Annotated in this window: 12 protein-coding genes and 1 pseudogene; 5 read left to right on the top strand and 8 right to left on the bottom strand. The window is 58.6% G+C overall.

What is annotated here, in order from left to right; translation table 11 throughout:
* Positions 1-89: 89 nt before the first annotated feature.
* Positions 90-1001 (bottom strand): DUF5677 domain-containing protein, encoded by a 912-nt coding sequence (locus BLU24_RS09760; protein WP_093099603.1) that lies wholly within the window; start codon positions 999-1001, stop codon positions 90-92.
* 703 nt (positions 1002-1704) lie between these two features.
* On the opposite strand from BLU24_RS09760, the pseudogene BLU24_RS09755 reads away from it, so the two are divergent.
* A pseudogene (locus tag BLU24_RS09755) lies at positions 1705-2028 on the top strand (GreA/GreB family elongation factor); the annotation flags it as partial.
* A gap of 6 nt (positions 2029-2034) precedes the next feature.
* Here the strand turns inward: BLU24_RS09755 and BLU24_RS09750 are convergent.
* From BLU24_RS09750 to BLU24_RS09740, 3 genes are all read right to left on the bottom strand, one after another.
* Positions 2035-2343 (bottom strand): hypothetical protein, encoded by a 309-nt coding sequence (locus BLU24_RS09750; protein ID WP_093099601.1) that lies wholly within the window; start codon positions 2341-2343, stop codon positions 2035-2037.
* 249 nt (positions 2344-2592) lie between these two features.
* Positions 2593-3027, bottom strand: coding sequence for a DoxX family protein (locus tag BLU24_RS09745; RefSeq protein WP_093099599.1), 435 nt, complete (start codon positions 3025-3027; stop codon positions 2593-2595).
* 112 nt (positions 3028-3139) lie between these two features.
* Complete coding sequence (locus tag BLU24_RS09740) at positions 3140-4561, bottom strand: transglycosylase SLT domain-containing protein (protein WP_093099597.1); 1422 nt, start codon at positions 4559-4561, stop codon at positions 3140-3142.
* Between the two features lie 224 nt (positions 4562-4785).
* On the opposite strand from BLU24_RS09740, the gene BLU24_RS09735 reads away from it, so the two are divergent.
* From BLU24_RS09735 to BLU24_RS09725, 3 genes are all read left to right on the top strand, one after another.
* A complete protein-coding gene (locus BLU24_RS09735) occupies positions 4786-5592 on the top strand; it encodes a TatD family hydrolase (protein WP_093099595.1) in 807 nt (268 codons plus the stop codon).
* Positions 5593-5810: 218 nt separating this feature from the next.
* Positions 5811-7292 carry a methyl-accepting chemotaxis protein gene (locus BLU24_RS09730; RefSeq protein ID WP_093099593.1) on the top strand — a complete coding sequence of 494 codons (1482 nt, stop codon included), beginning with the start codon at positions 5811-5813 and terminating at the stop codon, positions 7290-7292.
* Positions 7293-7506: 214 nt separating this feature from the next.
* The gene (locus BLU24_RS09725) at positions 7507-7872 is read left to right on the top strand and encodes an Mpo1-like protein (RefSeq protein WP_007908547.1); all 366 of its coding nucleotides are present in this window, start codon (positions 7507-7509) and stop codon (positions 7870-7872) included.
* Between the two features lies 1 nt (position 7873).
* Here BLU24_RS09725 and BLU24_RS09720 read toward each other — a convergent pair whose 3' ends face one another.
* The 3 genes from BLU24_RS09720 to BLU24_RS09710 form a co-directional block, all read right to left on the bottom strand.
* Entirely contained in the window at positions 7874-8668 is a 795-nt protein-coding gene (locus BLU24_RS09720) for an acyl-CoA thioesterase (protein ID WP_093099591.1), read from the bottom strand.
* Between the two features lie 230 nt (positions 8669-8898).
* On the bottom strand, positions 8899-9660 hold the full coding sequence (locus BLU24_RS09715) for a CHAD domain-containing protein (protein WP_093099589.1): 762 nt from the start codon (positions 9658-9660) through the stop codon (positions 8899-8901).
* A gap of 99 nt (positions 9661-9759) precedes the next feature.
* Positions 9760-10038 (bottom strand): hypothetical protein, encoded by a 279-nt coding sequence (locus BLU24_RS09710; protein WP_090285007.1) that lies wholly within the window; start codon positions 10036-10038, stop codon positions 9760-9762.
* A gap of 213 nt (positions 10039-10251) precedes the next feature.
* Here BLU24_RS09710 and BLU24_RS09705 point away from each other — a divergent pair, with 213 nt between their 5' ends.
* Positions 10252-11289, top strand: a complete 1038-nt coding sequence (locus BLU24_RS09705; RefSeq protein ID WP_093099587.1) for a patatin-like phospholipase family protein — start codon at positions 10252-10254, stop codon at positions 11287-11289.
* Between the two features lie 148 nt (positions 11290-11437).
* Here the strand turns inward: BLU24_RS09705 and BLU24_RS09700 are convergent, their stop codons facing one another.
* The gene (locus BLU24_RS09700) at positions 11438-12136 is read right to left on the bottom strand and encodes a response regulator (RefSeq protein ID WP_093099585.1); all 699 of its coding nucleotides are present in this window, start codon (positions 12134-12136) and stop codon (positions 11438-11440) included.
* Positions 12137-12173: the final 37 nt, after the last annotated feature.

The raw sequence follows: 12173 nt of genomic DNA, 5'->3' as shown, positions 1-12173 counted from the left end.
GCTTACAAATATCAGAGCTTGAAAACAAATCTTGGGGAGATCTACATGCTCCTGGCTCCTGCGATCTCAACAAAATTGGTCTCTACATTTCATGTATCCTTGGCGCGACTCCTCATTTCCATCGCGTCTTTTTTTGTGGGAGCTAGCATATCCAAACAATTTTTCGTAAGAGACTCATGCTCCATCAACATCTCGGCTATCGTCTTACCGATGACGTTTAATTTATCACCCGCACTTTCATCTGCAGCCCTATCCGAGATATGTGAGGCTGCAACGCAGTAAAATTGTATAGCATGAGTCGCGAGATAAAATGCAAATGACACCTTCTCAGCGAAATGTCCATCTAGCTGATCTTTCTTCTCTTCGTCGCTTACTGGGAAAGCCTCTACAAAGAATCGGTTGAAAATGTCATTACTAAAACTATGTGTAGAATCTGACGCTGGTGCAAATAGCGTATGATAGCCAAACTCATAGCCTGCATCTCTAAACCGGCTATAAGCATCCGGCCAACCTTTAACCCCACCTGAATCCAAGTCAGCAAATAGCCCCCTAATCAGATCGAGCGATTGCTCGAAACCAGCAGACCGTTCAATGCTCTCAGCATTATCATTACTCACAGCATACCGATGCCACTTCCGCGCCCTGTCCTTCGCAGTTTTAAAATAATTTAAAAATAGAGACTTCGCAGTATTTGATGTTTTATCATTATTGATAAATATCAGATTTATCGAGTTCTCCAAAGACGTTCTCGATAACGTTTCAGCTGCTGAATAGCTCCCAACCTTTAGGCTTTGCAAAATCGCTCTATTAAGATCCTCAATGATTTCTGCTATCGAGTAGCAGCAAACACGAGTTGGCATTGTAAATCCGCCTGCCTCATTTAAATTTATACCATGTAGCGTATCTTCAATTTGAAGCTGCAAACTTTCTAGGGCAGGTAGATGACGTGCGTGGGAAAGATGCGGTTTGGTAAAGTCTTCTTTACGATTAAAGCTATCCATGAATCTTCCTTAAACATGCAGCCACTTCACTTAGTACCTTGAAGTGCTATCTGATGTTCCTTGATACGGGTCGTTGCCATCTTTGCAGAACAGACGCCTAGCCGTAAAGCAATGCAGAAGACCCTGTTATTCTTGAATATAGAATTTTTGGCAGTTGTACGCTTCGCTCTTCAGGCCCAATCCCCAAGCCTGCAATTAAACAGATGCGAATATTTCTAAGCATCCAGTTCAAGCGAATCGGGTCTTCCAGGGTCTCAGTGTTGATCGTTCTGAATTCAACAGATTGAGCGCAGGCGTCCAGCAAATCCCTCGTATCCGCGAACCCCTCTGGCTTGCAGCGATGCACTGAATCAGCCGTTTCGTAGCAAACATAATCCCTTCGCAGCCAAGACTCGCACCTGATCAGCTCACTCGCCAGGTACTGAAGGTGCGAAATAAATAATCCATCCTCAGTTCGCAAACATTATCGCTGTACTCCACGCCCCGTATCGTCGCTCCGGTAATGAACCCTCACCTTGGTCGCGAATGGCATCCCCCTGCTCCACCCTCATCACAGTGTCTGACTCCCCCATCAGAGATAGTATGTAGTACAAATTATGTGGATCTAATACAAAAGACACTGGTGAGGATGATTGAAATCTACCGCTAAAACGAGGGCTTGGAGGGTAAAATAGTATGTTTTAGGTAGGGGTGCTAAAACACCTACGGCAAAAAAATGCTCCGCGAGATCGACAGCCGCGTGCGCTTTCTCACCAAACGCCTGGAAGCGCTGAAAGTCGTCAGCGAAAAACCCAGCGATCCGAACAAGGTTTACTTCGGCGCCTGGGTGACCATCGAGGACGAAGACGGCAAGCAGTCGCGCTACCGCATCGTCGGCCCGGATGAACTGGACCTGAAACTCGGACTGATCAGCATCGATTCGCCGCTGGCCCGCGCCTTGATAGGCAAGGCGCTGGACGCGGAAGTCCGGGTACAGACGCCGACAGGCGAGCAGTTGGTTTACATCGTCGAGATTGAATATCCATAACGCGCTTCAGCGCCGAGTGATCAGACCCTGCCGCGCCACGCGGGTCAGTTGCTTGATCATTTCCGGCGCCTCTTCTGCGCTGGGCGCCTGAATCACCGCCAGATCGAAACTATCACTGGCAAACCGCGCCAGCGACTCGCCGTCGTCAACAAACTGGATCAGGAACGCGGCAGGACCGCCGCTGCGACGTGGCCAGCCATCGAGATAGCGCAACAGCGTCGGCTGGTGTTTGCCGCCAAGCAGAATTTTTGGATTGCGCTGGGTGATATGCGCCGTGATCGGTGCGGGACGTGCTGGAGGGCGTAGTGCATTCATCGTGTCGTGTCTCTGCCTCAAAAGTCTGCATGGCAGGTGAGAGGCAACACCGAACCAGCGCTTTAGCGGTATTTCGAAGCCCTGTTCCGGCTTCTGACGGCAACTGTCTGAGTCACCTGGCGCCCCGCAAGTAGCTGTTTAAATCGGCGCATGGGCAACATCCTAGATAACGTGACCGACCAGTGTCAAGAATCGCCGGCAACAAAAAAAGGCCCGCACAATGCGGGCCTTTGCCTTGAGTTAGAGCGCTCAACCGGCGATGGCACGATCCGCCGAGAGTTTGCCGGCGCCTTCGATCAGCACCGCGATGCTGCCGGCCAGCAAGGCCAGGGCGAACTCGTAACCGTTGTTGGCCATGAACAGACCGTTGCCGATGTGCACCGAGAAGATCGCGACCAGCGAAAGGAACGCCAGACCCAGCGCTGCCGGACGGGTCAGCAGGCCGATGATCAGCGCCAGACCGGCGAAGAATTCGGTACCGCCAGCCAGTGTCGCCATCAGGTAGCCCGGTGTCAGGCCGATGCTTTCCATCCATTGGGCAGTGCCCGCCAGACCGTAGCCACCGAACAGGCCGAACAATTTCTGCGAACCGTGGGCGGCGAAGATCACGCCGACAACGATGCGCAGAACAGTCAGGCCGTAGCCAGCGCGGGTGAACAGTACTTTGTTGATCAGAGAGCTCATGGGGCGTTCCTTGTTGTTGCGAGAGGTTGTATGTGTTGGTTGGCCGCTATATTAATCGATAAATTTCATGTTAAAAGCGCAAAAAATCCGCCATAACAATCAATTTATTAGATCATTTACGTGTGACGACTTTTTGCGCCCCGGGCTCCAACGACTCCCGTTCCCGGTCGTACGCCAAGTAGTATTTGTTCACACTATTAACATAGCTGACGGCGCCCATCCCCACTTGCTCCATGGCAATGCGCTCGACCTGAAAGAACCATTGATTGGGGTTGAGCCCGCGGCGCCGGGCTTCGGCGCGCATGCCCTGCACACGTTCCGGGCCGATGTTGTACGCCGCGAGGGTGAAGGCCATGCGTTCACGCTCGTTGAGCTTGGGGCTGTTGAAAAACTTGCGGCGGATCATCGCCAGGTACTTGGCCCCGGCCTGCACATTGGCATCGAGATTCTGGATATTGCTGACGCCGACGCGCTGGGCTGCCGACGGCGTGATCTGCATCAACCCGGTCGGGCCGCTGCCGCTGCGGGCATTGGGTTGCAGACGCGATTCCTTGAACGCCAGCGCTGCCAGATTGAGCCAGTCCATGTTCTGCGCCTGGGCGTGTTTCTGCAGGGTCGGGCGCAGTTTTTCCAGACGCTGGCGGTCAGCCTTGGCCAACGGATAGTGGACCTGGTACAGGCGTCGATAGATGCGCAGAAACGCGGCGTCTTCGTTGGAGGGCTTCTTGTAGCCGCTCAGAAAGCGGTCGATGCTGGCGCGCAACATCGAGGCATCGCGGCGCACGAACCAGTGCTCCTCCCCCGGCTCGCTGATGACCAGTTGCCGGTCAAGACGCAGTTTCGGCAGAATCTTGCCCCAGCGTTCGGCAATCGGCTGTTCGACGATAGTCAGGTGAAAGATTCCGCCCTGAACCATTTCCAGCACATCTTCCACGGCCAGCGTCGGATCGACCCATTCGATATTGATGGGCGCCAGTTTGTGCAGCGCCAGTTTCTGATTGAGCTGACTGACCGCCTCCCCCGCCGCGCTGCCGGTGGGCAACGCCAGGGTCTTGCCGGACAGTTGTTCGACCTTGGTGTAGCACCGCTGGCCCTTGATGCCGACCAGTACCAACGGCACGTCACGGGCGATCGGCTCGCTGCTGGAAACCGCATAACCACCCGGCAAGTCCATCAATTCACCAGGCGCGACCATATCGCCTTCGCCACGCTGCAACGCGCCGAGCAACTGGTCCTTGGCCTTGGGAATGATCTTCAGGGTGACTTCCTGGCCATCGCGAGCATGGCCATTGAGGTATTGCTCGAAGGCGCGCAGGCGATGGTATTCGACGCCAATGGCCTGGCCTTGAACCTCACCGGAGCTGTTGCGGCTCTGATTGACCAGCACGCGCAGGACGCGGCTGCTGCGGATCTCCGACAAGTCACGGACCTTGGCTGCCGGCACTGCCTGCAACGGCCCGGGCAAGCGCGCGGCCGCCGTCAGCGGCAGCAGCAGCGAGGCGCACAAGAGCAGCAAAACCGAGGGACGATGCATCCACTCTCCGAAAAGAATACGGGGTGATTTCAGCTGAAATCACCGACGAAAACAGAGCGCCTGGAGCGCTGGTAAAGTGCGAGAGACTGGCACAGTGATGGCATTGTCGCCACCCCGGAACTCTCGCGGCCTCAACAGACAGCCATAAGTCGTTGTAGTTCTTGGCTTTTCTTATGAATCTACAGCTCTGGTATGCTTTCCGGCCTTCGGCCCGAGGTAGCACCATGCAACTCATCGATATCGGCGTCAACCTGACCAACCCCAGTTTCGCCGACAAACACGCGGCGGTGCTCGAGCGCGCCTACGCGGCCGGCGTCTGCCAACTGGTGCTGACCGGCACCAGCGTCGAAGGCAGCGAACAGGCGCTGGAGCTGTGTCAGCAACTGGATGCCAGCGCCCAGCGGCTGTTCGCCACCGCCGGCATTCATCCGCATTCGGCCAGTGACTGGAATGCCGACAGCGCGCGACGCCTGCGCAGTCTGCTCAACGAAGCCAATGTGGTCGCGGTGGGCGAATGCGGGCTGGACTTCAACCGTGATTTCTCGCCGCGCCCGCAGCAGGAAAAAGTCCTCGAAGAGCATCTGGCGCTGGCCGTCGAGCTGCAATTGCCGGTGTTCCTGCACGAGCGTGATGCCAACCAGCGCCTGCTGGAGATCCTCAAGGATTTTCGCGATCAACTGCCCGCCGCCGTGGTGCATTGCTTCACTGGCGAGCGCAAGGCGTTGTTCAGTTACCTCGACCTCGATCTGCACATCGGCATTACCGGCTGGATCTGCGACGAGCGCCGCGGCACGCACTTGCATCCGCTGGTGAAAGAGATCAAACGCGGGCGCTTGATGCTGGAAAGCGATGCGCCCTATCTGCTGCCACGCACGTTGCGACCGAAGCCGAAAAACGGCCGCAATGAACCGGCCTATCTGACCGAAGTGCTGCGCGAAGTGGCGCTGCATCGTGGTGAAAGCGAAGAGGATCTGGCGGCGCATACCACCGCCTGTGCGCGGGCGTTTTTCAACCTGCCCCCCCTTCCCTGACACACCCGAAACCCCATGTAGGAGTGAGAGCCTGCTCGCGATGGCGGTGGGTCAGTCAACGGATTTCTTGCCTGATATTCCGCTATCGCGAGCAGGCTCACTCCTACATAAAAGCGGGACCGCGTCGTCTGTTGATTCATATCAAGGTCTTCGCGCCTGCGTAGCGGCACAATAATGGCACCTTGCCAAAACTGTTTCCGCTATCAGAGAAGACCTCCATGGGTGCCTGGCTTAGCAATATCTCGCTGAAATACAAATTCTGGGCGGTCAATGCGGTCGCCTTTGTCACCACCCTGCTGCTGGTGTTGTATGCCGTGCAGCTCGAACAACAAGCTCGCAATCATGCCGCTCAAGCGTCCGCGCAGGCGCAAGCGCAGTTACTCAAGGCCTGGCCGCCGGGCCAGCCGCTGCCCCAGGTCGAGCAGGTGCTGACCTTCAAACGCGGCGAAGCACCGCGGCTCAACGGTCAGCCGCTGCTGGAGATCACCGGCAGCAACGGCTGGAACGAGATCAACGCCCTGCCCTTGTTCGGCGAGAACCCGTTGCTGGGCGCCGAGGTGTTCAGCCGCGCTGATGGCGAACAGGTTGCGGTGATTGCACATGGGCCGAGCCTGAGCCAAGTGTTCCGCGAGCGTTTTACCCATTACGCAGTAGCGGTGTTCATCCTGATGCTGGCAATGCTCGGCGCCTCGCAATTGCTGATCCGCTTTTTGCTCAGCCAGCTCAACACCCTCAAAGACGTCATGCTGCATGTCGAGAAAAGTGGCGATCTCAGCGCGCGGGTGCCGCTGGCCGGCAAAGATGAAGTCGGGCAAATGGCCAATGCGTTCAACGCCATGCAGGCCGGCTATCAGCGCGTGGTCAGCACCGTCGCCAATACGGCGCGGCAGCTGGATGTCGGCGCCGCGCGACTGGCGTCGAGCATGAACGAGGTACGCCACGGCATGCTCGGCCAGCAGAGCGAGACCGATCAGGCAGCCACCGCGATCAACGAAATGACCGCCACGGTTTACCACATCGCCCAACACGCTGGCGCCACCCGCGACCTGTCCAAGTCCGCCGACGGCCTGGCCGGCAGCGGCCAGCAAGTGGTCGCCCGGGTGCAGCATTCGATCGCCGGTTTATCCAGCGGCGTGCAGCAGACCGCGCAAATGATTCAACGCCTGGCCGAAGACAGTCAGAAGATCAACGGTGTGGTCAGCGTGATTCACAGCATCGCCGAACAGACCAACCTGCTCGCCCTGAACGCGGCCATCGAAGCCGCGCGCGCCGGTGAGATGGGCCGGGGGTTTGCGGTGGTCGCCGATGAGGTGCGCAACCTCGCCAAACGAGTGCAGGCCTCAACCGACGAGATCACCACCATGGTTTCCGCATTGCAGGCCGGTACCCGTGATGCGGTGGATTTCATGCAAGAAAGTTCATACAAGGCCGACGATTGCGTGCAGCAGGCGCAGGAGGCTGGCGAGGCGCTGGCGGAAATTACCGGAGCAGTGGCGCAGATGCGCGAGAGCAACACGCAGATAGCCGTGGCGGCGGAACAGCAGAGCCAGGTCGCCGAGGAAATGAACCGGGCGGTGGTGAGCATCCGCGATGTAACCGAAAACACCGTGCAGCAGACGGTGGATTCGGCGACCACCAGTAATGAGTTGGCGACGTTGGCCGGGGAACTCAACAAGGCGATCGGGCAGTTGAAACTCTGAAGGCCCTATCGCGAGCAGGCTGGCTCCCACATTGAATTGGTGTTGTGAACAAATGACCTGTGGGAGCCAGCCCTGCTAGCGATGGCGCCAGCCAAGACAACATCAAATCCGGCGATGACGCCTATCACTCCAATAGCCAACCTTGATTCGCCGCCCTGCGCGCCCGGGCCTATTCTTCAACCATGAGTTCAAACATGGATCGAGGAGTAGCAACATGGGCAAACGTCACCCCAACCTTCCCGCGTGGCAATGGCGCGCCTACCCCGGCAATCACCAACACCCGACCAATCTGGTGCTGCACCTGATCGCGGTACCGCTGTTCATCGTGGCGTTTCTGCTGATCGTGTCCGGGGTGTTCAGCCTGAGTCTGGCGAGCGTGGCCATCGGCGTGATCGGGATTGTCGCGGCGCTGGGTCTTCAGCGCCACGGCCACAGCCTGGAGGCGCAAGCCTCCGAGCCGTTCAGTGATCGCAAAGATGCGGTATCGCGTTTGCTGGTCGAGCAGTTTCTGACCTTTCCGCGATTCTTTTTAAGTGGCGGCTGGTGGCGCGCCTGGCGTGAGCGCCACCGCCGGCATTGACTCAGGCGAAGATCGTTACGGTTTGCCGACTCATGGCAATCAACTCGCCTTTCGCGCTCCACAGCTTGGCCGCAACGTGGCCATAACCGTCGGCGGCGTATTCGATATCAGCCAGGTACTGGCACCAGTCCAGCGTGCTCAAATCGTGTAACGGCTGCACGAACTCGATCGTCCAGGTCAGCGTGCTGCCCGGTGCAGGTTTCTTCAGATACGGCAACAGCGCCGGCGGCCAGGCATCGACCAGCGCCAGCAGATGCGCCTCGTTGACCGGCTCTTCCTTGACATCTCCACGCAAGCGTACCCAACCGCCCATCAAGCGCGACGCAATGCCGGTGAACGGCATGCCGCCGACGCTCCAGCGCATCGCCAGGTGCCGCATGAATTCCGGGGTCACGCTTTTGATGTACGGCAACTCCTGGCATTCGTCCCAGTGTTTCATCGACGGCGCCGGATACGCTTCAACCGCTACTTCCGAAGGCCGCGAGGCACCGAAGCTGCCTTGCACGATCGTTACCACCTGACCGTTCTGCAACGCCCGCCCCAACACCTGGCTGACGGCTTTGCCTTCACGCAACACTTCCACTTCGAAGCTCACCGGCACGCCCGGCTCAACCGGGCCGACGAAGGTGATCGCCAGCGAACGCACCGGGCGCTCCGCCGGCACTTTGCCGCGCATGGCTTCATATTGCAGCGCAGCCACCAGCCCGCCAAAACTGGCCCGGCCCTGACCCCATTCGGCAGGAATCGTCACTTCAGGTTGTTGGCGGACAGCATCGAGCAAATCGCAAAAGCGCATGGCAACCTCGGCAAGCGGAAAAGGGATGCACGGATCTTAACCAGACCCGCCGCGCGCCGCAGCGTCTATTCCGGTCAAATGGGCTGACAGAAAGGCCTAGGCGCCATATACAGCCCAAAGCCTTCTGTAGGAGTGAGCCTGCTCGCGATAGCGGTCGGACATTCAACGATGTGCTGGCTGACAGATTGCTATCGCGAGCAGGCTCACTCCTACAGGGGATCGGTGTTGTTTCAGGAATGTTTGAAGCAGTCTGTATCGAGTTTTTCCAGCACTTGATCAGCCTTCAGCTCTGCCTTGATCAGCCCCGCCTGCCAAGTGGCGACACACGGTTGCAGATCCGCTTCCAGCTCGGCCTTCGCCAGCCACTGCCAGCAATCGTGCCAGTCACCCAACGCACCCTGGGCAGACTTCAAGCGCTTGTAGGCCGCCGCAGGCAAGCGGTCCAGCTCGGGATAGGCTTCGATGCCATAACGCACGCGTTTGATCAGCAGACGCAAACGATGCCGGTCGTGGGCGGGATCGTGCAGGGCTTCATCGAGCTTTTGCCATTGCTTGCCCAGACGTTTTTCAATGCGCTTGTCCAGGCCCTTGAGCAAGCCCTGACGCTGGGAAGCACGCAGGAAACGCGGAAACGCATCGAGGATCATCATCAACGACGCCACTTCGTTACTCGCAGCCAACGCCGGATAGGCTTCGGCCATCTGCACCATGCGCCGCTCGGCGGCTTGCGGCTGATCATGTTTGAGCAGATACGCCGCCAGCACTTCGCGATCGCGCCACGGCGTGGTCAGTTCACCGACGGCCGACGCGGCGCTTTCAAGCTGCTCGACACCCGGCAAGCCGCGCAGCGGCCGCAACAGACTGCGCAACCGTCGCACGGTGGTACGCAAATCGTGCAGCGCCTCAGGATCGGTTCTCGCCGTCATGCGCGCCTGGCAGGCCAGCAATCGCACTTCCAGACTCAGGATATGAGCCACCAACCGGTCAATCATGGGGGGTCTACTCCGTAGACAGCTGCAAGCTCCTGGCTGCAAGCTGAGCGCGTACTGGCTTGAGCTTGCGGCTTGCCGCTTGGAACTTGCAGCTGCTGTTTATCGTCCTGCGCGGGATTCGCGGATGTAGAAACGCGCTTTTTCGGCTTTCTTGCTGCAGCCCTCGAAGCCTTCGAATTGCTGCTGGGTCTTGGCTGCGGTCAGCAGCGACAAGGCTTTGGAATAACTGACGGTGCCGGCAAAGCCTTCGGCCTTGGCCAGGTCCAACTCATGCCAGGCGGCGTCGAGCTGGCTGCCACAGCTGTCGCGGTAAGCCGTTTTACCGGCGCAACCGGCCAATGCCAACGCCAACAACGGCACACAGATCCAGGCTTTCATCACTCACACCTCAAAGTAGGTCAACAGTCGTGCAGGTAAGACGGTCAGGCGGGGAAAAAGTGCCTTGCCGGCGCATGAAACAAGCGGCTGAAGGATAGCGCTGAAGCGCGAGGCAAGGGCAAAAAACGACGTCACCGCCGCGCTCAGCGACCTCGACGATTGAGCCAGCCCGGCGATCAGTGCATTGTGCAAGCTTGCCGGGGAGGAAGCTGGATGAAAAAACGAGTCGCACTGGTGTTGGGTTCCGGTGGCGCCCGGGGCTATGCCCATATCGGCGTCATCGAAGAAATCGAAAAACGCGGTTACGAAATCGCCTGCATCGCCGGCTGTTCGATGGGTGCGGTGGTCGGCGGAATCTACGCCGCGGGCAAGCTCGACGAGTACCGCAACTGGATCGAACGCCTCGACTACCTCGATGTGCTGCGGCTGGTCGACGTGAGCTTTCGCCTCGGCGCGATTCGCGGCGAAAAAGTCTTCGGGCAGATCCGCAAGATCGTCGGCGAGATCAATATCGAAGATTTGCGCATCCCCTATACCGCCGTCGCCGCCGACCTCACCAATCAACAGGAGATCTGGTTTCAGGAAGGCTGTTTGCATCAGGCAATGCGCGCCTCGGCGGCGATTCCCAGCCTGTTCACTCCAGTGATGCAAGGCAATCGTATGCTGGTCGACGGCGGCATTCTCAATCCATTGCCGATCGTGCCGGTGGTGTCGAGCCACTGTGACCTGATCATCGCGGTCAATCTCAATGCAACCAACCAGCGCCAATACAAACTGCCGATCATTGAGCGCCCGCCAGCGTTCCGCTCGCGTTTTGACAGCCTTATCAATTCGCTGGGTTCGAAGCTGCCGTTCCGCCGCACACAGGCCGAGCAATTATTGAAGCTCGAACAGGAAGCGCTGCGCGCCGAAGCGGCCGCCATCAATCCCTGGCTCGAAGGCGCCGAACCGGAAAGCCAGCAACCGGCCGCCGCGCCCGAGCGTGAAGGTGCGCCAAAATCTGCCACCGGTTCGTTCATCATCGACAACGTCGGGCCGGCCTCGCTGCTCGATCTGATCAACCAGAGTTTCGAGGTGATGCAGACCTCACTGGCGCAGTACAAGATCGCCGGGTACCCGCCGGATATCCTGATCAACGTGCCGAAGCGCGTGTGCCGGTTTTTCGAGTTCTACAAGGCGCCGGAACTGATCGCGCTGGGGCGGGAGATTGCCAGCGATACACTGGATCGGTATGAGCAGGAGCAGGGTTGATTACCTGAAGCTGTGGGTGAATGTTCCGGCCTCATCGCGGGCAAGCCCGCTCCCACAGGGTTCTCGGCGGGAAATGAAATCTGGGTCATACATAGCTCATTGTGGGAGCGGGCTTGCCCGCGATGGCGCCCGACCCTACAACACAAAACTACAACCCATCAGCACTCAACAACCGATACCCAACCCCCGCCTCGGTCACGATAAACCGCGGCCGCGTCGGATCATCCGCGAGTTTCTGGCGCAGATGCCCCACCACGATCCGCAGGTAGTGGCTGTCCTCGGTATGCGTCGGCCCCCAGATGTCCTTGAGCAATTGCTGCTGCGTGATCACCCGCCCGGGATGCCGCGCCAGTTGCGCGAGCACCGCGTATTCCTTGCGAGTCAGCGCCACTTCGACGCCGTCGAGCAGCACTCGCCGATAAGCCAGATCCACGGTCAACGGGCCGAAGCTCAATGCGGCCTGCTGCGCCTCTCCTGCCGGTGCCTGACGCAACAAGGCGCGAACCCGGGCGAGGAATTCCTGGATGCCGAACGGCTTGGTCACGTAGTCATTCGCGCCGCCATCCAGCGCCTCGACTTTCTGCCCTTCGCTGGCGCGCACCGACAGCACCAGCACCGGCGCTGTGGCCCATTCGCGAAATTCGCGCAGCACTTGCTGGCCGTCCATGTCCGGCAGGCCGAGGTCGAGCACCAGCAGATCGGGTTTATTCAGCGCCGCCTGGGCCAGGCCTTCGGCACCGGTGCCAGCCTCGAGTACTTTGTAGCCTTGGGACGCCAGGCTGATGCGCAGGAACTTGCGGATCTGCGGCTCGTCATCGATGACCAAAATGGTCGCGGTCTGGCTCATGAATTCACATCGACAGAAAAGAGTGGCAAGAGAGTAG

Source organism: Pseudomonas sp. Z003-0.4C(8344-21), assembly GCF_900104975.1.
Taxonomy (GTDB): domain Bacteria; phylum Pseudomonadota; class Gammaproteobacteria; order Pseudomonadales; family Pseudomonadaceae; genus Aquipseudomonas; species Aquipseudomonas granadensis.
This window is presented reverse-complemented; position numbering and strand designations above follow the sequence as displayed.

What these genes read in the sequence shown, in the direction of transcription:
- BLU24_RS09745 (WP_093099599.1), bottom strand. Translation starts at nt 3,027, where the DNA reads ATGAGCTCTCTGATCAACAAAGTACTGTTCACCCGCGCTGGCTACGGC.
- BLU24_RS09705 (WP_093099587.1), top strand. Translation starts at nt 10,252, where the DNA reads ATGAAAAAACGAGTCGCACTGGTGTTGGGTTCCGGTGGCGCCCGGGGC.
- BLU24_RS09760 (WP_093099603.1), bottom strand. Translation starts at nt 1,001, where the DNA reads ATGGATAGCTTTAATCGTAAAGAAGACTTTACCAAACCGCATCTTTCC.
- BLU24_RS09715 (WP_093099589.1), bottom strand. Translation starts at nt 9,660, where the DNA reads ATGATTGACCGGTTGGTGGCTCATATCCTGAGTCTGGAAGTGCGATTG.
- BLU24_RS09725 (WP_007908547.1), top strand. Translation starts at nt 7,507, where the DNA reads ATGGGCAAACGTCACCCCAACCTTCCCGCGTGGCAATGGCGCGCCTAC.
- BLU24_RS09710 (WP_090285007.1), bottom strand. Translation starts at nt 10,038, where the DNA reads ATGAAAGCCTGGATCTGTGTGCCGTTGTTGGCGTTGGCATTGGCCGGT.
- BLU24_RS09750 (WP_093099601.1), bottom strand. Translation starts at nt 2,343, where the DNA reads ATGAATGCACTACGCCCTCCAGCACGTCCCGCACCGATCACGGCGCAT.
- BLU24_RS09735 (WP_093099595.1), top strand. Translation starts at nt 4,786, where the DNA reads ATGCAACTCATCGATATCGGCGTCAACCTGACCAACCCCAGTTTCGCC.
- BLU24_RS09740 (WP_093099597.1), bottom strand. Translation starts at nt 4,561, where the DNA reads ATGCATCGTCCCTCGGTTTTGCTGCTCTTGTGCGCCTCGCTGCTGCTG.
- BLU24_RS09700 (WP_093099585.1), bottom strand. Translation starts at nt 12,136, where the DNA reads ATGAGCCAGACCGCGACCATTTTGGTCATCGATGACGAGCCGCAGATC.
- BLU24_RS09720 (WP_093099591.1), bottom strand. Translation starts at nt 8,668, where the DNA reads ATGCGCTTTTGCGATTTGCTCGATGCTGTCCGCCAACAACCTGAAGTG.
- BLU24_RS09730 (WP_093099593.1), top strand. Translation starts at nt 5,811, where the DNA reads ATGGGTGCCTGGCTTAGCAATATCTCGCTGAAATACAAATTCTGGGCG.